This window comes from Promicromonospora sp. NPDC090134 (assembly GCF_044746965.1).
In the GTDB taxonomy this organism is placed as follows: domain Bacteria; phylum Actinomycetota; class Actinomycetes; order Actinomycetales; family Cellulomonadaceae; genus Promicromonospora.
This window is the reverse complement of record NZ_JBIVCZ010000002.1, coordinates 421,014-445,712: the sequence shown is the minus strand read 5'-3', so window position 1 is coordinate 445,712 and position 24,699 is coordinate 421,014. Positions and strand designations below refer to the sequence as shown.

Below are 24,699 nucleotides of genomic sequence, written 5' to 3'. Positions count from 1 at the left end.
AGAATCGGCTCCGCAGCAATGCCCTACGACGGCGGCTGGCCCGGGCACCACTGAAATGGCACCTCAGGGCTGGTCGGTGGGCCGGACGACGATCTCGTTGACCGCGACACGGCGCGGGTTGGTGACGACGTAGCCGACCGCGTCGGCGATGTCCTCGGTGTGCAGCGCCTCGACCTCGCCGAACGCGGCGATGAAGTCGGAGTCCGAGTTGGCCTTCTGCTCGAACAGCTCGCTCGCGGTCCGCCCGGGCTCGATCACGGCGAAGCGCAGGTTCCGGGTGGTGTACTCCTGCCGCCACGCCTCGGTCGCGCCGGTCACGGCGAACTTGGTCGCGTTGTACAGGGCGACGGTCGGGGCGGCGAACCGGCCGGCGACCGACGAGATGTTCACGACGTCGGCCACCGAGCGGGGGCTGTCCTTCGCGGCGGCGAGCAGGTGGGGCAGCGCGGCCTTGGTCACGTACATCAGGCCGCGCAGGTTGACGTCGACCATCCGGTCCCACTCCGACAGCGGCGACTCCTCGGAGGCGCCGTTCAGCATGACGCCGGCGGCGTTGACCAGGGTGTCGAGGCGACCGAGCTCGGCCACCGTGCGCTCGACCGCGGCGCTCGCGGCGTCGGCGTCGGTCAGGTCGGCGACGACGACCAGGGCGGTGCCGCCGGAGTCGCGGATGTCGGTGGCGAGCTGTTCGAGCCGGTCGGCACGCCGGGCCACTAGGGCGACGGCGGCGCCGGCGTCGGCCAGGCGCCGGGCGGTGGCGCGGCCGATGCCGCTGGACGCTCCGCTGATCAGTGCGACGGTGCCGGTCAGGTTCTCGGTCATGGTGTTCCTCCGGGGCTGGTGGTGGTGCGTCGGTTGCTGACGTCATCCATGCCACCAGCCTGGCCGGGCGGGCGGAACCAGATGGCACGCACCCCTGGAACTGGTACCGAGAGTGCGTGCCAAGCGCCCCACAGCGTGGATCGCGCGCGCAGAATGAAGGGCATGACGACGTCGAGCGGGCTGCGCGAGTTCCTGACCTCGCGCCGGGCGCAGATCGATCCGGAGGCGGTCGGGCTGCCGCCGTCGCCCATCCCGCGCCGGGGCCGCGGCCTGCGTCGGGAGGAGGTCGCCGCGCTGGCCGGCGTGAGCGTCGACTACTACGCCCGCCTGGAGCAGGGCCGCATCGGCAACATCTCGGACCAGGTGCTCACCGCCATCGAGGACGCGCTGCGGCTCGAACCGCTGGAGCGGGAGCACCTGCGCAGCCTTGTCAGCCCGCAGGCGACCCCTCCGCGTTCGCGCCCGTCGCCCAAGCCGCGGGTCCGGGCCGGTGTGCGGGCCCTGATGGAGGCGATGGACCCGGTCCCGGCGCTGCTGCAGGGCCCGCGGATGGAGGTGCTGGCCTGGAACAGGGCTGCCGCGATCCTGCTCACCGACTTCGGGGCGATGCCCGCCAAGGACCGGAACATCGCCCGGTGGCTGTTTCTCGACTCGTCCAACCGGACCCGGTACCCGGACTGGGAGGACGTCGCCGCCCCGACGGTCGCGGCGCTGCGGGCGGCGCACAACCCGGGGCGGCCGGACGCGGAGCTGGAGAAGCTGGTCGGCGAGCTGTCGGTGGCCTCGGACGAGTTCGCGCGGTTCTGGGCCGACTACCGGCTGTTCAAGCACGGGCACGGCGCCAAGCGCGTCGTCCACCCCGCAGTCGGCGTGATGAGCCTGAACTACGAGACCCTCGACATTCCCGGGTCGGGCGGGCAGTTCCTGTCGACGTACACCGCCGACGTCGGCTCACCGAGCGCGGAGAAGCTGAGCATCCTGATGAGCTGGGGCGAAAGCCCTGTCGAGGAGGGCATTGCGGAGAGCGAGCCGGGCCGACGGCGGCAGCCGGGTCGTTGAGACCGGCGCGGATCAGCGGTGCGCCGCCGTGCGCCACGGTCGTCGCGGTCGGCTCGGCCCGCCGCGGTCAGCCCGGCGTGGGGGAGGACGCAGGCCGCCAGCGGGCGCTGCGTCGCTCCAGCTCGGCCGCCAGGTCCGCGAACGCCGCGTGCACCCGCTCCTCCTCGTCGGTGACCAGCAGGTCGACGAGCAGCCCCCGCAGTGTCGACAACAGCGACGTCGCCAGGGTGGTGGCCTCCGGCTCGGGGCAGCCGTGGCGCGTGAGCCCCGCGGCGAGCAGGGCGGTGCGCTGTCGCATCGACCGGGCCACCGCGTCACGCAGGGCCGGGTCGCCGTGCATGGCGTGGCCGGTGATCGCGGTGAACAGCCGGACGTAGCGGCGTCCGTCGTCCGACGTCCCGCGCTCCCAGACGGTTCCGAGCGGGTCGGGGTCGTCGTCGGCGAGGTCGGGGACGGTGAGGGAGCGGGCCAGCACCAGGTCGACGATCTCGGCGACGAGGCCGTCCTTGGTCCCGAAGTGGTGCACCAGCGTTGCGTGGCTGACGCCGACCGTCTCGGCCACCTTGCGCAGCGACAGGCCGGCCAGGCCGTGGTCGAGCGCATGCTCGGTCGCGGCGCGCAGCACCTCGTCGCGGCGATGCTCGAAGCGGAGCTTCCGGCCGTCCACGTGCTCGTTCACGGGAGCGACCCTAGCCAATCGCGTGCTTCCGACACGCAGAAGTAGGTTGACCACTTGGTAGAGCTACTTTATTGTCGGTCCGGTCAGTTGTTATCTCCCCAACCTTCAAGGGGTACTTCATGAAACATCTGATCCACAGAGCGGGTGCGGCACTCGTGTCCGGCCTGCTGCTCATCGGCACCGCCGCCGTGAGCCAGCCGGTCGCCTACGCCGACGACAACCCGTACGAGCGAGGTCCCGATCCGACCGTGGCGAGCATCGAGGCTCGCCGTGGTTCGTTCACCGTCGCGGACGAGAGCGTCTCGCGACTCGAGGTCACCGGATTCGGTGGCGGCACCATCTACTACCCGACCAGTACCGCCGAAGGTACGTTCGGAGCCGTGGCAGTGGCGCCCGGCTTCACCGCGACGGAGTCCAGCATGGCCTGGCTCGGCCCGAGGCTGGCCTCGCAGGGCTTCGTCGTCTTCACCATCGACACGCTGACCACCTCGGACCAGCCGGCCTCCCGTGGGGACCAGCTGCTGCGGGCGCTGGACTACCTGACCACGCGAAGCGACGTCAGCGACCGCATCGACGCCGGCCGGCTGGCCGTCGTCGGACACTCCATGGGTGGCGGGGGAACGCTCGAGGCGGCCAAGGACGACCCGTCCCTCAAGGCCGCGATCCCGCTGACGCCGTGGAACACGGACAAGACGTGGCCCGAGGTGAGCACGCCGACGCTGGTGGTCGGTGCGCAGAACGACACGATCGCCTCGGTCACGACCCATGCGGAGCCCTTCTACCAGTCGCTGCCCGGGAGCACCGACAAGGCGTACCTGGAGCTGCGCGGGGCCAGCCACTTCGCACCGAACAGCGACAACACGACCATCGCGAAGTACAGCATCTCCTGGCTCAAGCGCTTCGTCGACGACGACCTGCGCTACGACCAGTTCCTCTGCCCAGCACCGTCGACGAGCACCACGATCAGCGAGTACCGCAGCACGTGCCCGTACTGATCCGCTGACCGACCCCGGCCGGGTCGTCGAACGTAGGGTCCGTCGGCGTATGGAGGCTCATGCGCCGACGGGTCCTACGTTCGACCACGCCGTCCCGTTCGGTCAGACGCCTCGGTCCGGGGCGCCCATGTCGCCCGTGGCCGGGGTGCCGTCCTCCAGGCCGTAGCGCAGGTACACCGTGCCGTTCGGGGTGGACACCGGCGGTTCGAGCAGCGACAGGTTGGAAGGCACCGCGCCGCCGTCGAACACCTTCTTGCCGACGCCGAGCACGATGGGGTGCACCCACAGGTCGAGGCGGTCGAAGAGCTTCTCGCGCAGCAGGGTCTGCGCCAGGTTCAGGCTGCCGACCACCCGGATGCTCTGGTGCCGGTCGCGGATCTCGCGGATCGCCGCGGGCAGGTCGGGGCCGAGCTGCGTGGACCCGGCCCAGGACAGGTCGGGCGTGCCGCGCGAGGCCACGTACTTGGGCACCCGGTTGAACAGCTCGGCGATCTTGAAGTCCTCGTCGCCCTCGTACTGCGGCCAGTAGCCGGCGAAGATGTCGTAGGTGCGCCGGCCCAGCAGCAGGGCGTCGGTGCCCTCGTAGGCCGCGTCGATCTGGGTGCCGGCGACGTCGTCGATCAGGGGAGCCTGCCAGCCGCCGAACGGGAAGCCCTCCGGATCCTCCTCGGGGCTGCCGGGCGCCTGCGCGACGAGGTCGAGGGTGGCGAACAGCTCGATCTGGATGATGCCCATGGCGTGCTCCCTGATGAGTGGTCTGTGCCTCGCCTGGTAGACCCGGGGGAGCGTGCGGACTCATCGGCCGGGCGGCCCGGCTACTTCTCCCAGACGTCGACCAGCGCCAGGCCGCGGGCGGCGTCCTGCGGGTTTGTCAGCAGCCGGTCCCGGAAGATCCGCTGGATGCAGGTCGCCCACCAGGCGATTGCAAAATCGCTTTGCAAAACGTCTTTGCGGTCGTACCGTGGGCGCATGAGCGAGCAAGAGGCCTGGCCGCCGTCCTGGTTCGACCCGGAGCGCTACGCGACGCTGACCCCGCACAACGTGCAGGCGCTGGCGCACCCGATCCGGTTCGCCCTGCTCCGGCTGCTGCGCGAGGACGGACCCGCCACGGCGTCGGGCCTGGCGCAGCGGGTGGGGCACTCCAGCGGCGTGACGAGCTACCACCTGCGCACGCTCGCGAACGCCGGGCTCGTGGTCGAGGACGAGGAGCTCGGCAATCGGCGCGACCGCTGGTGGCGGGCCGCGCACGAGAACGTCACCTTCACGCTGCGTGTGCCTGACCAGCAGGGCGACGCCGAGCAGCGCGAGACGGCCGCGCGGTACCTGCGCATGGTCGCCCAGGTGGGGCACGAGCGGGTGCTGGGCTACGTGAACAGCCTCCCCGAGCGGGGCGGGGAGGTCGCGGAGCTGCCCTGGCAGCTCGGCTACATCGACCTGTCGCTCACGTACGCCGAGGCCCGCGAGCTCTCGGCGCGCGTGGTCGAGGCCGTCTCCGCGTTCCGGCGCGACCAGGCGGGCCGCGCCCGCGGCCCGGGAGGCCCGGACGCGGACGGCGCGGAGCGGCACCGCGCGGTGTTCCAGTACCAGCTCCTGCCGGACGACGACGACGCGGGGGCGACCGCGTGACGGCCCCCGGGCCGACGACGGCCGAGATCGCGGCGCCGCGACGTCGGCTTCCCCTGGCCGCGGTGCTGGCGGCCTACGTCGTCTCCGTGACCTGCACGGCCGTGTCGGCCATCGCGATCCCGTGGTTCGTGCTCACCACCACGGGGAGCGCGGCCCAGACGGGGCTCGTCGTGACGGCCGAGATGGCGCCCTACGTGCTGATGCAGGCTACCGCGGGCCCAGCGGTGGAGCGGTTCGGCCCGCGGCGGTCGAGCTGGTCGGCCAACCTGGCCGCCGGCGTGGCGCTGCTCGTGGTCCCCGTGCTCTACGTCAACGGGCACCTCGGGTTCGGGGCGCTGCTCGCGGTCATCGCCTGTGCCGGCGCGTTCCGGGGCGTGGCCGACTGCGGCAGCGCCCCGCTCGTCCCCGCCGTCGCCCGCCTGGCCGGCGTGCCGCTCGAACGGGCGGCCGGTCTGCACGCCTCGGCCAGCCAGGGCGGCCAGCTCGTCGGCGCTCCGCTCGCCGCCGTCCTCCTGACCGTGATCTCCCCGCCGACGGTCCTGATCGCGAGCGGGGGAGCGTTCTTCGTCGCCGCGCTGCTCGTCGCCCTCTGCGTACCGCGCACCGTGGGTGCGCCCGCGGCGCGGGACGTCGTCGCGGACCCCTACCTGCGCCGGCTCGGCGCCGGCCTCGTCTTCCTCACGCGCGACCGGGTGCTGCTGGGGGTGGTCGTGATGATCGCCGTGGGCAACCTGCTCAACGCCGGGCTCGCCAGCGTCTACCTGCCGTCCTGGGTGCGGGAGCACGAGCTGTCGGTGGCCGCCGTCGGCACCGTGGCCGGCGGGTTCTCCCTGGGCGCGCTGGCGGGGAGCCTGGTCGGGGCGTGGGTGGCGCCCAGGGTGAACCGCTGGGCGCTGTACTCCTTCGGCTTCCTGCTCGGCGGCGCGCCGTGGTTCTTCGCGCTCGCGGTGAGCGACGAGGTGGTGCCCGTGCTGGCGGTGGTGGTGCTCTGCGGGCTCGCGATGGGCGGCATCAACCCCGTGCTGGGTGCCGTGCAGTACGAGCGCATCCCGACCGAGATGCTGCCGCGGGTGCTCGGGGCGGTGAAGTCGCTGGCCTGGCTGGGTCTGCCGCTCGGGCCGCTGGTGGCGGGCGTGCTCGTGGACGGGGTCGGGCTGGTGCCCACGCTCTTCGGTGTGGGGGCGGCGTACGGGATCCTGGCGCTGACGCCGTTCGTGGTGCCGTCGTTCCGGCTGCTCAGTCCCGCCGGGCGAGAAGGAAGACCAGCGCCCAGATGACCGCCAGGGTGAGGGCGATGATGATCGCGCTCCAGAAGGGGTAGTAGGGCAGGAACGCGAAGTTCGCGATGCTCGCCAGCATGGCGAGAGCGAGCCCCGCGAGGTACGCCCAGGTCCGCCCGGCGAGGACGCCGAGCCCCGCGGCGAACGCGACGGCGCCCATGCCGATGTGGATCCACCCCCAGGTCGTCACGTCGAGTGCGTAGACGTAGTCGATGCTGATCATGGCCGACCTTTCCGCCACCAGCGCCGAGATCCCCTGGAAGATCTGGAACAGGGCCGCCAGGACGAGCATCGTCCCGGCGAAGCCCGACGAGGTGAACGCCACCGACGTCGGCGGGCCGTAGCTGGCGACCGGGGTGAGCCCGGGGTACGGATCGGCCCCGGGGGCGTGCGTGCCGGTCATGGTGGCTCCTTGCCGAGGGCACCTGCGGTGAGTCTCCTCATCTCAGCGCTGTGGTGGCCCGGCGTCCTCACCCGTTCCTGGTGAACCCGGTCGCTCGTGGGTGGGCGGGTTACCCGGGTTCGCCCGGCTCAGGCGCGGCCGGACGGCGCCGCCGCCGGTCGCACGCCGAACCACTGCTCGGCGTCCCAGGCCTCGAACCGCTCCTCCTCGGTGAACCCGAGCCGCGCCGCGAGGCGCATCGAGCGTTCGTTGGCGGACTGCGTGACCAGCACGACCGGCTCGTCCGGAATCTCGCCGGCGAACCAGTCGAGCGCCGCCGCGCAGGCCTCGGCGGCGTACCCCTGTCCCCACGACTCCGGGAGGAACAGGTACCCCAGCTCGACCTTTCCGACGGCCGGGCCGATCAGATAGTCCCCGTCGCGCCGGTCGAGCTGGACCAGCCCGATCATCGCTCCGTCGAGGTCGACGACGAACTGGCCCGGGTGCGCCTTCGGCACCGCGGAGATCGTGCGTTCGAGCTCGTCGCGCGGGCGAGCGCCGCCGATGTACGTGCCCACCTCGGGGGAGGCGCTCAGCTCGATGATCGCCGCGCGGTCCGCGGCGATAGGCTCCCGGAGCAGGAGCCGCTCGGTCCTGATGGGGGCGGGAGGCCAGGTGATGGGTCCGAGGTCTGCCATCTGCGCAGACTAGCGAGGGTGGGGTCCAAGACCATGGCCGTGGGCCTCAGCGGAGGTTCTGGTCCAGTGGAGGGCTCATGCCGGACATGTAACAGAGCTGTCCGATGGGGCACCGGAGTTCACCATTGTGGGTGACGCGTTCGAGTTCGTTCGCGAGATTGCCTGTCTGCCGAAGACGGCGTCGTGGGCTGTAACCACCGGGCCGCCGTTGTCCTCAAGCCATGCGCCCAGGGGTGTTGGTGTCAGGCGGCCGTTTTCCCAGGCGAGAAGAGTGCCGTCGGGAAGGTACTGAAGGCCAGCGTTGCTCGGGGAGCGTCGGGCCTGACGGCTGGGCCAGCTCGCGGGGCTTCGTCGGCGGTTACGACGATCGTGCCGTCACGGGCCTGGTCTCGGTCGGGGCGCGTGAGTACGACCCGGATTTAGGCCGGTTCATCAGCCTCGACCCGATCATGGACCTGACCGATCCTCAGCAGCTCCACGGGTGCACGTACGGCAACAACAATCCTGTCGCTGTTGCTGACCCCTCGGGTCTGGCCTACGAGGAGTGCAGCACGGGGCAGTACACCTGTCGGATTGGTGGTGGCGGGGGCGTCATCGATGTCACGCCCAACCCTGACTGGGACGGGGACGGTTCTGGGGGCGGTGGCGGCGGAGGCGGCGACCAGACGGATGGTGGTTCAGCCGACAATGCTGGTGACCCTGGCCCGGCCACAGACGGGCCGACGGCGGAGGAGATTGCCCGCGCCAAGGCGATCCAGGACAAAACCGTCATGGATGTTGCTGTCGAGCTCGGCTTTGAGGCAATCAAGGACATCATCGGATACAACGATCTGATGGGTTGCGTCAACGACCGCGACGCATGGGCCTGTACGAACCTCGTCGTGGGGCTAGTTCCCTGGGGGAAGGTTTTCGCTGTTGTCAAGGTTGTGACGGCGATTGTCGTCGGCGCCATTGCTTTCTACAAGGCTTACAAGGGGGCCAAGGCCGTACTCAAGGTCGCGAAGGCCGCCCGAGCGGCTAGAGTTGCGTGCGACACGCAACGGTCCGCGGCCCTGGCGCGTTTTGAAAACGCAGCTCAAACGCGAGCGGAACCGAATGCGACGGTCAGGGATCTCAAGAGCCTTACGGAAGGAAACGCTAGCGAGGGGCCCAAGGCTCGGTCAGCGGCTAGCCGAAGTGATGAAGAACTTCTGGACTCAGTTTTCCAGCCGAAGGACGGTGTTCATATGTCCAAGTACCCGGGCTCGAACGAGCTCGGAGATGGAAACCATCGACGAAATGAGTTGATGAGGCGTGCGGACGACCCAGGTTCATCTATTACTTGGGAAACGCCAATCTATATCAGGGAGACAAGTTGATGTTTCGTCGGCATTGGCCAAAGGTCAGGGTTGGCAATAGTCTGCTCCCTGGTGACGTCAAGACGATGTCTCTTGCAACACTCGATCAGTTGCAGGACTCGGCAATTCGTACGAGTGGCGTTAGTGCGACTGGGCGGCCACAATGGGTCGCCGAACACGCGAGTGAAATCGACCACGTTCTCGCAACGGTGTTTTCGCCGGAGTGGCCAGGTTGGCATCGATGCATCGTCGTGCCAATCGGGGCCAATGGCCCAATGGGACTCTTCTCGCTGGGGGTTTCGTTCGAAGATTTCGAAGGCTTGCCGGCGGTCCCGTGGCCGGAGGCAGCGGGATTGCTGCGTGAATTACTCCTGCGATCGAGGCCAATTTCGCTCGATTCGGAGCGGCCTTCCAGTGGGAAGGATGACCCGAGTTCGGGGTGAAATGATCGAGATGGGGGAGCGTTATTCAGTGGTCAGTCGGTAGATCTCCAGTTGGTGATCACGCGGATGATGTAGGCGGGCCAGTCGGCCGGTGCAGCAGATCGAGTGGGTGTGTCGCCGCCCAATTTACGTTGCTGACTTTGGGGTGGCTCTGACGTCTAGGCGAAGTTCGTCGGCATTTCGGCTAGCGCAGAACGTTGTCCCGGGCGCGTCAAGACTGCATCCGTCCTAGTGCTCGTCCAATTACAGAATGTGGCGATTAGCTACGACGAGGGCAGTGCGACCGTGCGGCCCCACTGGACCGCCCAACACGCGGTGAGCATTTGCCGCGCTCTCACACAGTCTTTCCAATCGAATGTCCTGGCTGGTATCTGTGCCGCGCGGTTCCCAGGTGAACCAGCTGGCTCAAGCGGTCCAGCTGTCCCGGCGCACCGACATGAGGAGGACGACGGCGTCCGGACTGTGCACCGCCGCGAGGCGCATCGCGTCGCGCTCGCCGACCGTGAGCAGCAGGTCGGCGTCGCCGAAGGAACGGACGGCGTCGGCGAGGTACGCCCGGTCGAAGGCGACGGTGCCCGGCGCGTCGCCGACGCGGACCTTGGCGGGGTCGAGGCTGATCAGCACCGGGTCGTCGCGCCCTCCGCCGTGCGTCTCGCTCCCAACGTCGGACCGCAGGACCCGTTCCAGAAGGTCCGGCGCCGGCACGGTCACGCCGCCAGGCTCACCCCGGGAACTCCCCGGCCAGGACCCGTGTGCCGCGAGGACGGCCTGGTAGTCGGGGTACAGCGCATCGATCGGCGTGCCGTCGACGCCGCCGAGCGTGATCCGGTGCGCGGCCAGGGACACGTCGACCCGCGGCGTCGGAGCCCGGTCGAGGAACGTGTCCACGACCGCGACCGGCACGATGACGCGCACCCGCGGTCCCGACACACCGACCACCGGCGCACCCGCGACAGCCATCCGGTGGCGGTCCGTGGCGACGAGCCGGAGGCCGGCGTCGTCGAGATCGAAGAGCACGCCGTGCAGCGCCGGCCAGCCGGCGTCCTCTCCCACGGCGTGCCGGACGGCGCGGAGTGCGGCACACAGCGCGGCGTCGTCGAGCGTGAGGGTGGTGGTCGCCGCCAGCAGCGCGCGCACGTCGGCGAGGTGGGCGGACGCCGTGGCGAGCTCTGCCTCCAGCCGGCGCTGGTGCGCGTCAACGACCCGGCGGGCCGTGACGGCATCGCTCGTGATGACGCGGCAGATGTCGGCGACCGGCATGCCCGTCTGGCGCATCCGGGCGACCAGCCTGCCGCGTTCGACCTGGTCGGGCGCGTACCAGCGGTAGCCGGTGGCCGGGTCGACGCGCGCGGGGCGGAGCAGGCCGGCGGCGTCGTAGTAGCGAAGCGCGCTGACGGGCAGGCCGGACGCGCGCGAGAACGCGCCGACGGTCAGCATCGTTGCGGGGTGCACGGGTACAGCATCGACCCTCGACCCACTTCAGGGTCCAGCCGGGTCACGACGCGCGCGAAGCCGGGTCGCGGCCGCGGCGCACAACCCGAGCACGACGGCGCAGCAGCCCAGCGCGACGCCGGGGGAGACCCGCTCCGCGAGGGCGCCGAGCAGGTTGTTGGACACCACGACCGGCGCGAGCTGCGCCAGCGCGGTCCACGCCTGGACCCGCGCGAGGTGGGTGCGGGGTGCGCTGCCCAGCACGAATGGCCCCAGGTGCGCGACGGCGGCGCCTGTCCCCGCCCCGACGACGACGGCCGCGCCGGCCACCAGAACGGGCGCACTCGCGGAGGCCAGCAGCGCCACACCGGCAGAGGTAGCGGCCAGTCCCAGCGCCACAGCCGGCCCGGTCCGCCGCGCCGTCCCGGTCCGGGTCACGACGAGAGCGGCGCCGATCGAGCCCGCCGCCTGCGCGGCGACCACGCCCCCTGTCGCCCCGGCGCCCCACCCGGAGTCCTGCCCCAGCAGCGGCACGAGCAGCGACGACACCGGCAGCACGACGGCGGCCACGGCACCCGTCAGCCCGAGCGCTGCCGCGAGGCCGCGCGTCCGGGCGACCACGCGGGCGCCGTCGGACAGCGAGCGCCAGAACGGCTCCGCGGAAGGGCCGACGCTGCGCGCGGGCCGGATCACCGCGAGGACGAGCAGGACGACGGCGAAGCCGGCGGCGTCGGTGACCGCGATCGCGGGCAGGCCCACGGTGGCGACCAGGAGGCCGCCGAGCGGAGCGCCGGCGAGCAGCACGGCCTGGTTCAGGCCCTGGCGGAGGGCCATCGCGTGGGGGAGCGCGGCGTCGTCCACGAGGCGGCGGGGCATCGAGCCCAGGGCGGGCAGGGAGAACGCGGAGACCACGCCGGAGGCGAGGCCGGCGGCGGCGAGCAGCCACGGCGTCGGACCGGTGGAGCGGAGCGCGACGGCGAGGGTCAGGCAGACCGCGACCATGACGGACTCGGTGCACAGGAGCAGGCGCCGGGCGCCGACCCGGTCCGCGAGCGAGCCGCCCACCAGCACCAGGAGCAGCCGCGGCAGACCGGACGCCGTCAGGACGAGCGCCGCCGCCTGACCGCCGTGCGCCGCCGCGGCCCAGCCGAGGGCGAACCAGAGGACGGTGCTGCTGAGCTGGCTGAGGGTGCTCGCGGCGAGGAAGGCGAGCCAGGCGCGGGGGAGCTTGACGGGCATGGCCGGGAGCCTGGGGGATCGTGCGGGTCGAGGGTCAACGGCCGGTCTTCTGGGGCGCGTGCCCGCGCTCAGGGTGCGGCCCGTGCCGGACTACGATCGAGTGTGCGACTGTTCGAGAACCTGACCGCGACGCCGCGTCCCGCCTGGCCGGAGCTGCAAAAACTCGTCGACGAGGCGGCGGTGACCGCCGAGATCCTCGCCCCGGACGACGCGACCAGCCGCCTAACGCTCGAACAGCTCCAGGTGACGACAGCGTCGTACCTGGGCGCCGTCGTCGTGCATACCGGTGGGCTGCTGATCGACCACGGGTGGCTGCGGGTGTACGGGAGCACGGGTGGCTCGGAGAGCCTGCCGGGCCTGGCCGCGGTGAACGAGTTCCCGCTCGTGCCCGAGGCTTCCTGGTACGCGGCGCACGGGCTCATCGTCGCGCACGACGTGCTCGGCGGGACGTACGTGCTCAACGGGCCGCACCCGGGATCGGTCGGGAGGCCGGGAAGTCCCGGCGAGATGACCTACCTTGCTCCCGACACGCTCCAGTGGGAGCCGCTGGAGGCGGGCTACGCGGCGTGGCTCGCATGGGTGCTCGACGGCGGGCTGGCCGACTTCACGGAGGGCCTGCGGTGGGACGGCTGGGACGCCGAGACCCGTGGCCTGAGCGGGGACAGCGGGCTCAACTTCTACCCGCCGCTGTGGTCCAAGGAGGCGCACGAGGACCTGGGTGGAACGAGCCGGGCGGTGGTGCCGATGTCGGAGCTCATCGGGATGGCGCGGTCCACCGCCGCCCAGATCGACGACGTCGACCTGGGGGAGCTGGGGACGTTCGGCTGATCCGGGGTACCGATAAGGTCCCTGGTCATGCCGCCGTCTCGGTTCCGTCGACACCTGACCCACTGGCTGATCGTCGTACCGGCAGGGGTGCTCGGGGTCGTCCTGGCGGCCGCGCTCGTCGCCGGGGGCGCATCCTGGACGATCGACAGCTGGCGGGCGACGCACGGTGGGATCAGGGGGGAGTTCACCACGTCTGGGCCCGAGTGCTTCAGGCGCTGTTCCTGGAACGACGGTGAGTTCCGGTCCTACGACGGAACCTATGAGGTCGCCGACGCTGAACTCTGGAGCTTGGGCGGCGGCGAGCGGCCGCGAGCGACAGGGGTGACGGTGTACCCCGTCGTCGTCGCACCTGGTGGCGAGGACGTCTACTACCCCGACGACAAGACCTGGATGTTCGCCTGGCTCATGTCGGCGGCGGGTCCGATCGTGGGCTGGCTGATCGTCGCCCGGGCGCGCGGCTTCAGGGATCGGCTGCTCGAACGCGCCGGCTGAGTCGGCGTACGGCTGGTCCGGCCGGGATGCGGACCCAGTAGCCTCGCGCCATGAGTCTGGGCGTGCTGTACGTCGTGGTGACGGCTGCCGGAGCGACCCGTCAGGTGCCGTCCCGGCTTCTGCCGCTGGCCGTCGAGCAGGGCTGGGACGTGTACGTCCTGGCCACCGAGCAGGCGCTGAGCACCTTTCCTGAGACCCTGCGGCAGATCGCGGAGGCCACGGGACGCCCGGTGCGGACGGACTTCCACACGGCGGTCGGCTACTCGCTGCCCGATCCGGACGCCGTGGTCGTGGCGCCGGCGACCTACAACACGATCACCAAGTGGGCGCTCGGCATCGCAGACACCTACGTCCTGACGCGTCTGGCCGAACAGGTCGGCCGGGGCATCCCGATCACCGCGGCGCCCTACGCCAACGTCAGGTTCGCCGCCCACCCGACCTATCAGGGGAGCCTGACCACCCTCAAGGAATGGGGCGTGAACGTCGTGATCGGCCCGAGCGAGCCGCACGAGTCGGGTGACGGCGCGGCGGACGACTTTCCGTGGGACGAGATCCTCGCGACGGTGGCTCGACCGCCTGGATCCTAGGATCCGCAGCGTGAGCGCCCAGGCCAGAGTGTGGTGCCTGCGGCACGCCGAGTCCGAGAACGTCACCGCTGGGCTCGCGGGCGCGGTACCGAACGCACAGCTGACCGAACACGGACACCAGCAGTCCGTCCGAGCCGCGAGAACTCTGGCCGACGAGACCATCCGGGGTGTGTACGCCAGCACCGCCGTCCGGGCGGGCGAGACGGCGCGGTGGCCGTCATCGGCCACGTCGGCAGCCTCACCCTCGCACTGAGTCGGCTGTGCGGGCTCGGCTCGTCGATGTGGGGAGCGCCGCTGCCCCACGCCGAACCGTTCCGCGTCGAGTGGGACGGGAACCAGTGGAACTGCGCGGCGTGGCCGGCCTAATCCTCTGCGCGGCTATCCCAGCGCACGGTCATTGCCACCCGGCCGGAGCGCACGCAGGTACCGCCGCCGATAGACGCGCTGAGCAACCAGGATCAGCGGGAAGGCACCCCGCCAAACACCCCGGCCCGCACGTATGAGGGAGCGCAGCGTCAGGCTCACGTTGCCGCGGTCGTCCCGGTGGACGATGAACGCTTCCTCCCCGGAGACGGGGTGGCCCTCCAGGGTGCCGTATCCAAGTGCGGCCCGATGGTCGGTCGAGACGGTCGTGACGATCTCGACGGGCTTCCGCACACGGATAAGGCCGATCCGTGCGATCAGCCAGTAACGCTCGCCCGGGCGTGCCGGTCGCCCCGGTTCGAGCGGCGGGTCGACGGCGAAGCCGCTGCGGGTCTTGATGCCCCAGGAGAGCACTGCCGCCGAAGCCGCGTTCCAGAGCTCGTCCCCGGAGCCGAGCCGGACGGTGTGCTCGTACGCGCGCCATCCTGCGGGTGGCTGCCACTGTTCCTCGGCGGGTGCCGTGGCGCCCACGACGGAGTAGTTGCGGGCTCGTCGGCCGAGATGGTGCTCGACCAGCCCGACAAGATCATCGGGGTTGCCACCGGCGCCACTGATGGCGGACCTCACGACGAGCTCTTCGGCGGAGCTGAGGGCAAAGGCCGCGCTGGTGCCGGTGTCGTTCGCGTCCCAGACGGGCTTTCCGTCGGGGCCGGTCCCGGTACAACAGATGCTGAACGGTGCGAGCGCCAGCGCGATCTCAAGGTCCTGATCGATGTGCGGATCGAGGGTGAGTGAGATGTCATTGCGATGGTTCGTAGCCAGACGGCGTTCGGCGAGCTGGACGGTTGTGAGAACGTCCGTGGGCCAGTCGTCGTCGGAGGCGATGTCGACCTGGAGGCCGGCCATACGGTGGCGCTGAGCGATCAGGGCGCTCCGAATTGCCACTTCGACGGTCGCCCGGGGAGCGCCGTCGTCGACGCCGAACCAGCGTGTGTCGTCGTCGACAACGTCCGTGCTGCCCACGCCGCACATCCTTCCGCACCGCAGCCGTCGAGCGCACCCGAGCAACCGGTGTTTGTGGATGGCCGTCGCGGGGGAGAAGCCTCTCGAGCGGCACACGTTCCTACATGCCGTCGTCCGTCACTCCGCGCGGGGTTCGACCACCGCGTCGCCTCAGGCGAACGCGGTGAACCAGAGAGCCGCGACACCGCCCAGAAGGACCGTCATCACCGCGACGACCAGGCCGTCGAACCCGGCCAGGGTGCCCGCGAAAGCAACCACGGCGAGGAGAGCGGCGACCCCGGCCCCGATGGTCAGCACCTTGACGCGTCCAGCCTTGACAGTGTGGGCGGAGCCGACGGACATCGCCCACAGGCCCAGCCCGAGAGCAAGGGTCAGGAAGAGGGGAACGTCCCCAGCCAGGCCGACGGCGAGCACCGCGACACCAGCTCCCGCGAAACCGAGGAACGCATAGGTCGCCAACCGGTCCGGCCGGCCCAGGACGTGCCGGTCGCTGCTGAGCAGAAGGACTGTGTTCATCAGCGGTTCGAGGCTCCAGCTGAGCACGACGTAACCGAGCACTACGACGAGCAGCGCGGTCGCCCACGGTTGATCGTCGAACGGTCGCAGCAGCCGGGTCAGGATCACCGGCAGAACGATCATCCCCAGTCGCAGCGCCTTCGGCTGCGCCTGCAACCACATGCTGTACCGCAGCAGCAGGCCATAGAGCGGGTTGCGCGACTTGAGCGAGAAGGCGAGACCCTCGCGTGCACCGGAGTCCGTGGGCGAGAGGCGCAGCGCGGTCCGGTGTGCCTGGACGGCGGGCGCGCCGCCACCACGGCGCAGCGCCAGCAGGCCCTGGACACGGTGCGCGGTAACGTTCTCCGGCTCCAGGCGCAAGGCCTCCTGCACCGCGGCGTCAGCCTCACCGAACCGCTGCGTCTCGTACAGAGCGAGGGCCTGTACCGCCGCAGCGTCGGAGTCCTCCGGGTTGAGGGCGCGTGCTCGCGCCACGCTCGCCAGAGCCTCGGCTGGCAGTTTCTGTGCCAGCAGCACGTGGGCCTCCTGGGCGTGCAGTCCGGCGAAGTGCGGGGCCAGCCCGAGAGCTCGGCGGACGGCGTCGCGCGCCTCAGGCAGGCGATCGAGCCCGGCGAGCGACGCCGAAAGAACCGAGTAGGCCATCACGTGCTCCGGGGCCGCGCCGACGGCCGCGCGACTGGCGTCGTGCGCCTCCTGGTAGCGGTCCTGCTCCAGGAGTGCCTGTGCCAGCTGGGTCAGGAGATTCGGGTCACCAGGTGTCGAGGCCAGTGCGACGCGGAACTGTTCCTCCGCCTCCCGGCCACGACCGAGCTCGAGCAACGCCTGGCCACGCTGCTCTGCGGCAGCTGCAGTCTCGTTCATCCCCACCCCAGCACACTGGTCGTGGCTCGGGTTCGAGCACGAATCAGGCACACCGTAGAGGTCCGGACACGACCGGTCAAAGGAGACGAAACCAATCCGGTACCGTTCGGCGAATGACGCATCCGGTGATCGACGCACTGCTCGTCGCGCTGACCGCTGATCCCGCCAATCACGCGGTGCGGGCACACGTCGCGAGACTGCTCACGGAGGCCGGCCGGCAGGAGGAGGCGCTCACGCACGCCACCGCCGTACTTGCGGCCGTACCGGACCACGTCGAGGCACTGCGCATCGCGGCCGACGCCGCGCGAGCGCTCGGCGACGAGGCCAAGGCGGCGTCCTATGCCCGCCTCGCTGATGCGCTCGATCCGGTGGCACCGCCGGCCGCCCCGGCCGGTGCAGTGACTGCGCCGAACTCGGCCGGGGCAGCCGCCACTCCGACCCCGGTCCCCGCGGACGCGCCGGACACGGCCGCGGCCGCCATCCCCGACACCGCCGACGAGATCCTCGAACAGTGGTCCGACAGCGAGCCCGTCGCTGAACCTGCCCTCGGCACGCTCGGGCAGGCAGGGGTCACACTGGCGGACGTCGGTGGTCTCGCGAGTGTGAAGAAGCGGCTCGACCAGTCGTTTCTCACGCCGCTGCGCAACCCGGAGCTGAGCAAGGAGTTCGGCAAGTCGCTGCGCGGCGGGCTGCTGCTGTGGGGCCCGCCCGGGTGCGGCAAGACGTTCATCGCCCGTGCGCTCGCGGGGGAGCTCGGCGCCAGCTTCTACGAGATCGGCTTGAGCGACGTCCTCGACATGTGGATCGGCAGCAGCGAACGCAACCTGCGCAGCATCTTCGAGACAGCTCGCCGGAACCGGCCGTGCGTCCTGTTCTTCGACGAGATGGACGCGCTGGGCCAGAAGCGGTCGAACCTCCGCGCCGGCGGGTCGGCCATGCGCGGGGTCGTGAACCAGATGCTGTCCGAGCTGGACGGCGCGAGCACGGAGAACGACGGGCTCTTCGTGCTCGGTGCGAGCAACCACCCCTGGGACATCGACTCGGCGCTGCTTCGGCCGGGGCGGTTCGACCGGACCGTGCTGGTGCTGCCGCCCGACGTCGAGAGCCGTGAGGCGATCCTGCGGCTCCACCTGCGCGGCCGCCCGACCGAGCGGCTCGACCTCGTGAAGGTTGCCCGGGCGACCGACGGCATGTCGGGAGCCGACCTGGCGCTGGTGTGCGAGCAGGCGACGGAGTCGGCGATGGAGGAGTCGATGGCGTCCGGGCGGGTCGTGCCGATCACGCAGCGGCACCTGCAGGATGCGGCGAAATCCGTGCGGCCAAGCATCGGGGAGTGGATGGAGACCGCCAAGAACTACGCCATGTACGGCAACGAGGCCGGCGCGTACGACGAGCTGGCTGCCTACCTGAAGAAGCGGCGGCGGTAGGGCGGACGAGGCCCTGCCGGCCGTGTCGGATTGTCCTGCGGGTGCTGGGTGCGATGGCAGAATCGCGCTGGTGGCGCGACAGAGGGCGGTGTGCGCGACGACACGGACGGACTCTCGATGAGACCAGATCGTCGGCGGCCCTGGCTCGGTACCGTCGAGATGCGGACCTACCTGTCTGTCAATCGCGAGTTCGTGCCGATCGAGGAGTCTCCGGTGCCCAAGAACTGGAGCGAGTACGAAGCCGGCGCTGTCCAGCTCGTGATCAACGGACGCGCGATCATCGGGCAGGAGCAGTGGGACGACATCGAGCCACTGTGGATGCTCCTGGCCGGCCTGGTCACCACGATCAGCAAGGGCGCGTCGTGCGCGACCGTGTCATTCCCCGACCAGCCGATCCCGGTCGGGATCGCACTTCAGGCTGACGACCTGGTGGTCGTGGTCTGCGGGCGCGGCGAGCGCCGGCGCCGCGCAGTCGCCGACAAGCGCACGTTCTTCGAAGCGTTCTGCAGGGCCGGGATCGATGCGTTCGACCATTTCGAACGGCTCGGAGGTGGGCGGCACGCTGCCTTGGCCCGTCAGTCTTTGGTCCAGTGCCTGGATGATCTCTACCAGGGTGAATGGCCGAACCTTCGAACAACACGGTGCATCGGTGTGGAGAAGGCCGCAGCAGCTGAGGCAGAAGCGAAGGCGTTCTTCGGTGTTCACCGGCTCGCCTGGTGACCTACGGTCTTCCGCTCCCGTGGCCGGGCGCTCGGCTTCCCCGTGAGCGGCGCGGCCACGCGACTGGCGACGCCCTACGAGGACGTCTTCACCTCCCATGGTTCACCGACCGCTGGCTCGAGGGCGGCGGCGTCTGACCGTGCTGGGCTACGGCATCCCGTCTAGAAGCGTGTAGGTGGGCGGTGTCGCGACGGATGTCCGTTCGCGCAGCAGATCGAGTGCATCGTCGGGGCGTCCCGAATGGATCAGTTCCCGGGCGCGGAGCGCCCCGGATGGGTCTTGAACCTCACGTCGGAGACGGGCAAGAGCCTTGCCTGCCAGGCCGGCTTTCACGAAGTCGTCCATGAGGCAGCGGACATCCAGAGCCCACTTGCATGCCGCAAGTGCTTCCTCGGCCCGGCCACACGCCATGAGCAGGAATGGTCGTTCAGAGGTGATCTCGTCCCACATCGTCTGATCGGGACCGTCCGCGATGAGCGAATCGACGATCGTCAGAGCTTCCTCGGCCCTGTCTGCGGCAACGAAGGTGTCGCGAAGCACGGGCAGGACCTCGTTGTGCAGGAGGTACTGCAGCTCGGCGACCGCAAGGTCGCACGCCTGATGATGACGTCCCGCGCGGGTCAGCAGCTCGATCATCGTGACCGGCGCCCACGCGGAACGTGCCAGGACCTGTGGTCGCAGGATCTCGATGGCTTCGTCGAACCGCCCGTTGTCCGCCAGGACCCGTACGGCCGCATCCGCGTCCTCGCCGGCAGCGACCAGGTCGCGAACCTTTTCGAGCATGTCGTTCCGGGCGAGCAGGCCCATGAGCGAGCTGACGACATCTCCCGAGACCTTGTTCGCGGCGACGTCACGCTCGTGCGCGCTCGTCAAGACGTCGATCGCCTCGTCCGTCCTCCCTTGTCGCTCGAGAACCCGCGCGAGCGCGTCGAGCAGGAACGCGTCCGACGGCGGCAGGTCATGCCACGTGGGCGGGCACTGCTGCGCGATCGCCGACCTGATCAGCGACTCCACCAGGTCGTCCATGTCCTGCCCGTCGGAGACCTCGACGAGCAGGCGTGCGTCGAGATCTGGACCGTACGCACCCAGGATCTCGATCGCCTCGGCCACCGCGTTCGCTGCCGCCAGGGCCCTGACCAGGACGACCGGACGCATCTCGGACTCCGGGTGCGAACGCAGGTGCGCCACGGCCTCCTCGGGCTGCCAGGCCTCCACAAGGAAACGGGCACGCTTCTCGACCGCACGCCAAGATCCGGCTGAGGCCGGCGGTTCGAGTATGGAGATTGCTTCGTCGATCCGTCCGTCGGCAGCAAGCCGGTCCGCCAGCTCGGCCGCAGACCGGAAGTCACCAGCCGCAGCGAACCCCTTGATCAACTCCGCACAGCCGGAGTCCAGTAACGCTGAGACGACGTCGTGAGCCCAGTCGTCGGCGCTCGATTCGGACCAGGGAACACGACCAAGCCGGGCGGATTTCACGGCCGCCAACCTATCGCCGGTCCGCCCCTGGTGCGAGGGCCGCCTCGATCTCATTGCGGCTGCCTTTGAGCCCGTGCCGGGCCAAGGCACCTGGGACCGCGCTCAGCCACGAGTCGTTCGATTCCCAGATCGGCAGGACCGCGTGCAGGACGTGTTGTTGTACCGGTATGAGATTGTCCAGCCTCACGTCGGCTTCGGGGCTTGTGCCTGGAAACGCGGCGGACAGGACGGTGTCGAGCAACTGCTCGCGGTTGAAGCTGGAGGTGGCGAGCGGAAGCCGATCGGCAAGTTCCTTGATGTCGTTGGTGGTGAGCCAGTGGCTGATCGAGGCCAGGCTCTTGGCGGCATAGGACCCGATCCAGCCGTCATGGATCCGAAGGTCGGGAACATCCTCATGCACCGTCGACTCGATCAGTGCCCTGATCGTCTGGCGGCTTGGTGATTCGGAGTCGGTCGTTGCTGATGCTCGGGCGAGCGCCGTTGCCGCACCCCAGCGCACCAGAGGCCGCTCATCGTCGAGAAACCGTGCCACAGAGTCGAGTGTTTCGGAGGGGCTGGCAATCAGGCCGTGCGCGATGAGAGTCGACGTCAGTGCGTGCTCGTCGGCTTCGACGTCGAGACGGTCGGCGAGGAGTGGCACGGTCTCCGTTGCGGACTCCGGGAACATGCCGACCAGGTACGCGACCCGTGTGCGTTCGACGCTCCGTCTCGAGGCGAGGAATCGAACCAGGCGGGGTAGTTCGTCACGTACCGCGTCGTACGCAGCGACCGTGTCCGGGCTCGGGGTCAGGCCGCTGAACGGATTGCGGAGCCACAGCTCACGCTCGGGCCCACGCTTCATCTCGCGGTCTGCCCACTCGGCCGCGTGAACAACCAGCGACTCGCGTTCTGCTTCGAGACTCGCGGCGCCGTCCCGCCACTCGGAGATCGGCACACCAGCCGGCAGCCGGTCGTCGTCGATCCCGACCGCGAGTGCGCAGAGGAACTCGAGCAGCCTCTCGCGGTCGAGTGCGTCCGGGGCCAGGACGAGCTCCACCACGAATCGCGCAACGGGAGCAGACGCCGAGTACCTGCCGCCCTGGTGCGTCACGGAGCTGCTGAGGCTCATCAGGGCGTCGTGCCGAACCCGTGCGTCGCGGCTGCGCAGCGCACGCAAGTTGGGCGGTACGTCCCTGGCGGAACCGTACGCGTGGACGAGCCACTCCCATTCGACCTCGTCCAGACCCGCCAGGGGATCGACCTGTGCAGACATGTCCGCAACCTATCGGTGGCAGTTCGCGTCGATGTTGACGTCCCGACCCCGGTCGTCGTCGGCTTCCTCGTCGTGGCCGCCGACCGCGACGGTGATGCGGCACTGTACCCGTGGACGCAGCGACCTCATGGCTGGGCAATCCGTAGGAACTGGAGCGCGGCGCCTGTGCTTACTGCATGTACCTGGCGACGGGGTGGTCCCGTGACTTGGTGCAGTACGTCTGCAGGTTGTACCCGCGGCCGATCATCAAGCCGGTCGCCATCCGGGACACCTTGCGGTACGTCCGTCACATCGTCCGGAGCGAGCTGCGACGGGCAGACGCATGGCGGCCGACCAGCGGGATCGTCGCGTGGTGACGTGCAGGACACCTGGCAGACTGCCTCGATGTCGTTCAGCAAGATCTCGCTGGAGGGCCGGCTGACGGTGATCGCCGGCCCGCGGCCGCCGTCGGACGACGGCTTCTGCTCGGATCGGCTCCAGGTCTTGCACTGGCGCGTCGACGAGCCTTTCGGCGACGACGGAGCCCACCTCCATCGGTCGAGCGACGAGGTGTACGTCGTGCTGGAGGGCGCCATCGACGTGGAGATCGATGGATCGCTGATCACGGTGGCGGCCGGGGAGGCGGTGACCGTCGGCGCGGGGGTCTCCCATGCTCTTGTCGCAGTTCAGTACCCAGCCCGGGGCCTGACCATCCGTGGTCCAGCCGTCAGCGACAAAGTCGTAGCGGAATCATGACGAGAGAAGGGACCGTGCAGTGGTCGAGAAGGCAGTGATTGCCGGTCGTCAGGTCCGGCACTACTTCAGCCACGACCCTGAGATCGAGTGAGGCGTACGCCAACATCAGCCGGTCCCTCCTCCCGGCCGCCGTTCTGCCGTACTTCCGCAGTCTGCTGCCCGCGAAGAACGGCGAGTACCCGGCAGCCGACGCCATCGGCGAGTACGCGAAGGACCACGACACGCTGATCCAACCTGTTCGCGGCCGGTACTTCGACTGCGGAAACACGAGCGGGTGGCTCGCTGCCAATCTGGCGGCTGCTCAGAGCTAGGCGGGCGGCGACGGCGCGGTGGCTCGGCCCAGGCGGCTGGCCAGCTGATCGGCCAGCGACTTCGCGCGTGCCAACTCCTCGATGATCCGACGGACCGCCTGGTCCGGACCGAGCCCGATGTACCCAGGACGCTCGGTCCAAGGTCCGGTCGGCGCGGACCGGGCGACGTCGGCCGCGCTGATCGGGTGGTCCCGCAGGACGCCGCCGGTGTCGAGCAGATCGATGGCGACCTTCCACGCGCGGTTCATGCATCGGTCCTGTCGGTCAGTGGGATCTTCGTCACCGTGGTCGCGGTGAGCACCGATCCAGTGTCGTTGCGCGACGGCCGCTCGGCCAGGGACCAAAGTCCCGTTGCGTCCGGGCCAGCGACGTCGTCGGCTTGATCGCCGAGCTGGCCGCGCTCCACGAACTGGTGGTCTACGACCCGCAAGGGGACGAGATCACGCACCCGGCCGGGTGAGGACCTTGCCGATGACGTGCCGCGCGTAGCTCGCCAGTGCCGGGTTGGTGTCCATGCAGTCCCGCAGATAGCCCAGCGTCTGGGACAGCGCGCTCCCGCGTCGGCGGAGCCACGTCGCGTCATTCGCCGGGGCACGAGTCGGTGGGTGAGCCGATTGCCTCGACAGTAGGGATGGCCACGGGCAGGAACGGCGCGAGTGCCGCAAGCTTTGCCTGCTCCCGGCCGGCCTCGTCAGTGGTCGAGGGCCGGAGCGGCAGCCGTACCGACAGGTCGGAACCGAGGCGGTAGATCGCGTTCACCAGTCCAGTGGGGTCAACCCGCTCCAGCGGCAGCGCGGCCCGCTGCGGGAACTGGGCGGCCAGCAGCTCGCGGACGAGCGGGGTGTCGATGTCGGCCTGGTCGACGGGGACCTTGCGGGGACTCGGTAGTCGATCAGCCTTTTATTGCTGCGAGCGGCCCGTTCGGGCCAATGTCTACGGGAGCAGCGGCGTGGAACGCCAGCCGCTGATCGGCGCCGGATGCCAAGTCCTCGCAGAGCCGGTCGATCGACTGGTAAACCTGCCGCCGGTCGGTTGTGGTGCGATCAGCGATCACTCCGACGATGCGCTCCTCCAGGGCGCTGACTCGGTCGCCTTTCCACACCTTGTCGGCAAACGTGACCAGCAGGTCCTCCAAGTGGCAGTCGGGTGCGTCCCAGGATCCGTGCGTCGTGGCGAATCGCGCGAGATTTTCGTCGTGCCCCATGCGCAGCAGCATCTGCCGCCCGGCTTCCCGGTGCTCACCACCGGGGCCTGTCAGCTCGGACCGATGAAGGATCTTGCCGATGTCGTGCGTCGCGGCACCGAACTCGACCGCCCGACGGTCGACCTCCAGGTCGGGGAAGGCTTTGTCTATCCCATCGAGTAGCCGGACGGCGACGTCGTGCACGAGCCGCAGGTGGACCGCCAGCCGGATTGGTGTCTCGTGTCCGGACAGCACCCCCGCGAGCCACTCGGGCAATGGCTGGATCCCGGGCATGCCGTAGGAACCCATCAGTACTTCCGCACGGGGGCGAGCGGTGAATTCGTCCAACCCCGCAACCGACCTCCGCAAACCTTCGCGCCACCCGACGAACGGTCCGCGATTGCCCCACGCCTCGTCGTTGCTTCCCGGGGATTCGTCGAGGTCCGCGGTGACGAGGCGGCGGAGGAACTCCACCATCCCGATATCGAAGCGCACCAGATCCGGAGTCATGTGGCGGCGCCAGACCACCACGGGCCACGTGTCCGGATCTTCGCCTGTCATGATCCACCCGTACAGATCGGGATCGTCGTGCCCGACACCCCACGCCACGAGCTGCTCCGCCCGCTCCAGCCCTTCGGGCATCGGGTCGCTGTCGAGTGGGTCTTCCTCGAAGGTGTACCGAAGGTTTGCCGTCTCATCGGCCATGCCATCGCTGTTGTAGCGGTACTCGTCCGGTCGCGCGGGAGGTTCGATGCTGAGCCCAGGGAGCGAGCCCGAGCCGTACACGCCCATGAAGGACTTGTAGTCCGAGGGCAGCGGGTGGCCGAGCGACGCCTCCACGGTCGGCCAGTCAAACCCTTCGTCGTGTCCGGCGTCAGCCGGCATCACTGCCAGCAACGCATCGACCTGGGCGTGTCCCGTCGTTGTCATGGGC

The 24,699-nt window shown here is 69.8% G+C and carries 27 protein-coding genes; 13 read left to right on the top strand and 14 right to left on the bottom strand.

The annotated features are described in order from the left end of the window. Nucleotides 1–63: 63 nt before the first annotated feature. Nucleotides 64–822, bottom strand: coding sequence for an SDR family NAD(P)-dependent oxidoreductase (locus tag ACIPN7_RS08330; protein WP_400539939.1), 759 nt, complete (start codon nucleotides 820–822; stop codon nucleotides 64–66). A 162-nt stretch (nucleotides 823–984) separates the two neighbouring features. On the opposite strand from ACIPN7_RS08330, the gene ACIPN7_RS08325 reads away from it, so the two are divergent. Further along, nucleotides 985–1,881, top strand: a complete 897-nt coding sequence (locus ACIPN7_RS08325; protein ID WP_400539937.1) for a helix-turn-helix transcriptional regulator — start codon at nucleotides 985–987, stop codon at nucleotides 1,879–1,881. 67 nt (nucleotides 1,882–1,948) lie between these two features. On the opposite strand, the gene ACIPN7_RS08320 is transcribed toward ACIPN7_RS08325, so the two are convergent. Then, nucleotides 1,949–2,560, bottom strand: a complete 612-nt coding sequence (locus ACIPN7_RS08320) for a TetR/AcrR family transcriptional regulator (RefSeq protein WP_400539935.1) — start codon at nucleotides 2,558–2,560, stop codon at nucleotides 1,949–1,951. Between the two features lie 119 nt (nucleotides 2,561–2,679). Here ACIPN7_RS08320 and ACIPN7_RS08315 point away from each other — a divergent pair, with 119 nt between their 5' ends. Further along, complete coding sequence (locus ACIPN7_RS08315; RefSeq protein WP_400539933.1) at nucleotides 2,680–3,555, top strand: alpha/beta hydrolase family protein; 876 nt, start codon at nucleotides 2,680–2,682, stop codon at nucleotides 3,553–3,555. Between the two features lie 102 nt (nucleotides 3,556–3,657). Here the strand turns inward: ACIPN7_RS08315 and ACIPN7_RS08310 are convergent, their stop codons facing one another. After that, on the bottom strand, nucleotides 3,658–4,290 hold the full coding sequence (locus ACIPN7_RS08310) for a dihydrofolate reductase family protein (protein WP_400539931.1): 633 nt from the start codon (nucleotides 4,288–4,290) through the stop codon (nucleotides 3,658–3,660). 234 nt (nucleotides 4,291–4,524) lie between these two features. Here ACIPN7_RS08310 and ACIPN7_RS08305 point away from each other — a divergent pair, with 234 nt between their 5' ends. Together ACIPN7_RS08305 and ACIPN7_RS08300 are read left to right on the top strand one after the other, a co-directional pair. Then, a complete protein-coding gene (locus ACIPN7_RS08305) occupies nucleotides 4,525–5,181 on the top strand; it encodes an ArsR/SmtB family transcription factor (protein WP_400539929.1) in 657 nt (218 codons plus the stop codon). Then, nucleotides 5,178–6,458 (top strand): MFS transporter, encoded by a 1,281-nt coding sequence (locus tag ACIPN7_RS08300; RefSeq protein ID WP_400539927.1) that lies wholly within the window; start codon nucleotides 5,178–5,180, stop codon nucleotides 6,456–6,458. Before ACIPN7_RS08305 ends, ACIPN7_RS08300 begins: the two co-directional genes overlap by 4 nt. Here the strand turns inward: ACIPN7_RS08300 and ACIPN7_RS08295 are convergent. Further along, complete coding sequence (locus tag ACIPN7_RS08295; protein ID WP_400539925.1) at nucleotides 6,418–6,864, bottom strand: hypothetical protein; 447 nt, start codon at nucleotides 6,862–6,864, stop codon at nucleotides 6,418–6,420. The two genes, ACIPN7_RS08300 and ACIPN7_RS08295, sit on opposite strands and share 41 nt — an antisense overlap. A 128-nt stretch (nucleotides 6,865–6,992) precedes the next feature. Then, entirely contained in the window at nucleotides 6,993–7,541 is a 549-nt protein-coding gene (locus tag ACIPN7_RS08290) for a GNAT family N-acetyltransferase (protein WP_400539923.1), read from the bottom strand. Between the two features lie 221 nt (nucleotides 7,542–7,762). On the opposite strand from ACIPN7_RS08290, the gene ACIPN7_RS08285 reads away from it, so the two are divergent. Continuing rightward, complete coding sequence (locus tag ACIPN7_RS08285; RefSeq protein ID WP_400539921.1) at nucleotides 7,763–8,899, top strand: RHS repeat-associated core domain-containing protein; 1,137 nt, start codon at nucleotides 7,763–7,765, stop codon at nucleotides 8,897–8,899. Nucleotides 8,900–9,726: 827 nt separating this feature from the next. Here ACIPN7_RS08285 and ACIPN7_RS08280 read toward each other — a convergent pair. Together ACIPN7_RS08280 and ACIPN7_RS08275 are read right to left on the bottom strand one after the other, a co-directional pair. Then, on the bottom strand, nucleotides 9,727–10,773 hold the full coding sequence (locus tag ACIPN7_RS08280; RefSeq protein ID WP_400539919.1) for a MerR family transcriptional regulator: 1,047 nt from the start codon (nucleotides 10,771–10,773) through the stop codon (nucleotides 9,727–9,729). A 27-nt stretch (nucleotides 10,774–10,800) separates the two neighbouring features. Next, nucleotides 10,801–11,991, bottom strand: a complete 1,191-nt coding sequence (locus ACIPN7_RS08275) for an MFS transporter (protein WP_400539917.1) — start codon at nucleotides 11,989–11,991, stop codon at nucleotides 10,801–10,803. Nucleotides 11,992–12,093: 102 nt separating this feature from the next. Here ACIPN7_RS08275 and ACIPN7_RS08270 point away from each other — a divergent pair, with 102 nt between their 5' ends. The 5 genes from ACIPN7_RS08270 to ACIPN7_RS08250 all read left to right on the top strand — a co-directional run bounded on the left by ACIPN7_RS08270 (nucleotide 12,094) and on the right by ACIPN7_RS08250 (nucleotide 14,264). Further along, nucleotides 12,094–12,819 (top strand): DUF2625 family protein, encoded by a 726-nt coding sequence (locus ACIPN7_RS08270; protein WP_400539915.1) that lies wholly within the window; start codon nucleotides 12,094–12,096, stop codon nucleotides 12,817–12,819. A gap of 321 nt (nucleotides 12,820–13,140) precedes the next feature. Beyond that, nucleotides 13,141–13,311, top strand: coding sequence for a hypothetical protein (locus ACIPN7_RS08265; RefSeq protein WP_400539913.1), 171 nt, complete (start codon nucleotides 13,141–13,143; stop codon nucleotides 13,309–13,311). Between the two features lie 50 nt (nucleotides 13,312–13,361). Beyond that, nucleotides 13,362–13,898, top strand: coding sequence for a flavoprotein (locus ACIPN7_RS08260; RefSeq protein ID WP_400539911.1), 537 nt, complete (start codon nucleotides 13,362–13,364; stop codon nucleotides 13,896–13,898). Next, nucleotides 13,828–14,151 carry a histidine phosphatase family protein gene (locus ACIPN7_RS08255; protein WP_400539909.1) on the top strand — a complete coding sequence of 108 codons (324 nt, stop codon included), beginning with the start codon at nucleotides 13,828–13,830 and terminating at the stop codon, nucleotides 14,149–14,151. The genes ACIPN7_RS08260 and ACIPN7_RS08255 overlap by 71 nt, the downstream gene beginning before the upstream one ends. Continuing rightward, complete coding sequence (locus ACIPN7_RS08250) at nucleotides 14,109–14,264, top strand: hypothetical protein (RefSeq protein WP_400540446.1); 156 nt, start codon at nucleotides 14,109–14,111, stop codon at nucleotides 14,262–14,264. The genes ACIPN7_RS08255 and ACIPN7_RS08250 overlap by 43 nt, the downstream gene beginning before the upstream one ends. Before the next feature lie 12 nt (nucleotides 14,265–14,276). Here the strand turns inward: ACIPN7_RS08250 and ACIPN7_RS08245 are convergent, their stop codons facing one another. Continuing rightward, entirely contained in the window at nucleotides 14,277–15,284 is a 1,008-nt protein-coding gene (locus ACIPN7_RS08245) for a DUF1990 family protein (RefSeq protein WP_400539907.1), read from the bottom strand. A 150-nt stretch (nucleotides 15,285–15,434) separates the two neighbouring features. Continuing rightward, nucleotides 15,435–16,799 carry a tetratricopeptide repeat protein gene (locus ACIPN7_RS08240; RefSeq protein ID WP_400539905.1) on the bottom strand — a complete coding sequence of 455 codons (1,365 nt, stop codon included), beginning with the start codon at nucleotides 16,797–16,799 and terminating at the stop codon, nucleotides 15,435–15,437. Here ACIPN7_RS08240 and ACIPN7_RS08235 point away from each other — a divergent pair. Further along, nucleotides 16,775–18,088, top strand: coding sequence for an AAA family ATPase (locus tag ACIPN7_RS08235; RefSeq protein WP_400539903.1), 1,314 nt, complete (start codon nucleotides 16,775–16,777; stop codon nucleotides 18,086–18,088). The genes ACIPN7_RS08240 and ACIPN7_RS08235 overlap by 25 nt on opposite strands. A 90-nt stretch (nucleotides 18,089–18,178) precedes the next feature. Further along, the gene (locus ACIPN7_RS08230; RefSeq protein WP_400539901.1) at nucleotides 18,179–18,808 is read left to right on the top strand and encodes a hypothetical protein; all 630 of its coding nucleotides are present in this window, start codon (nucleotides 18,179–18,181) and stop codon (nucleotides 18,806–18,808) included. A gap of 147 nt (nucleotides 18,809–18,955) precedes the next feature. Here the strand turns inward: ACIPN7_RS08230 and ACIPN7_RS08225 are convergent, their stop codons facing one another. Continuing rightward, nucleotides 18,956–20,284, bottom strand: coding sequence for a tetratricopeptide repeat protein (locus tag ACIPN7_RS08225; RefSeq protein ID WP_400539899.1), 1,329 nt, complete (start codon nucleotides 20,282–20,284; stop codon nucleotides 18,956–18,958). Between the two features lie 10 nt (nucleotides 20,285–20,294). Then, nucleotides 20,295–21,536: a hypothetical protein gene (locus ACIPN7_RS08220; protein ID WP_400539897.1), complete on the bottom strand. Its 1,242-nt coding sequence runs from the start codon at nucleotides 21,534–21,536 to the stop codon at nucleotides 20,295–20,297. Nucleotides 21,537–21,920: 384 nt separating this feature from the next. Between ACIPN7_RS08220 and ACIPN7_RS08215 the strand changes: the two genes are divergently transcribed. Next, nucleotides 21,921–22,271: a cupin domain-containing protein gene (locus ACIPN7_RS08215; protein ID WP_400539896.1), complete on the top strand. Its 351-nt coding sequence runs from the start codon at nucleotides 21,921–21,923 to the stop codon at nucleotides 22,269–22,271. A 307-nt stretch (nucleotides 22,272–22,578) separates the two neighbouring features. On the opposite strand, the gene ACIPN7_RS08210 is transcribed toward ACIPN7_RS08215, so the two are convergent. The 3 genes from ACIPN7_RS08210 to ACIPN7_RS08200 all read right to left on the bottom strand — a co-directional run bounded on the left by ACIPN7_RS08210 (nucleotide 22,579) and on the right by ACIPN7_RS08200 (nucleotide 24,695). Next, nucleotides 22,579–22,830, bottom strand: a complete 252-nt coding sequence (locus ACIPN7_RS08210; RefSeq protein ID WP_400539894.1) for a hypothetical protein — start codon at nucleotides 22,828–22,830, stop codon at nucleotides 22,579–22,581. Between the two features lie 331 nt (nucleotides 22,831–23,161). Continuing rightward, nucleotides 23,162–23,341 (bottom strand): hypothetical protein, encoded by a 180-nt coding sequence (locus ACIPN7_RS08205; RefSeq protein ID WP_400539892.1) that lies wholly within the window; start codon nucleotides 23,339–23,341, stop codon nucleotides 23,162–23,164. Between the two features lie 133 nt (nucleotides 23,342–23,474). Then, nucleotides 23,475–24,695 carry an HD domain-containing protein gene (locus ACIPN7_RS08200; RefSeq protein ID WP_400539890.1) on the bottom strand — a complete coding sequence of 407 codons (1,221 nt, stop codon included), beginning with the start codon at nucleotides 24,693–24,695 and terminating at the stop codon, nucleotides 23,475–23,477. Nucleotides 24,696–24,699 lie beyond the last annotated feature (4 nt).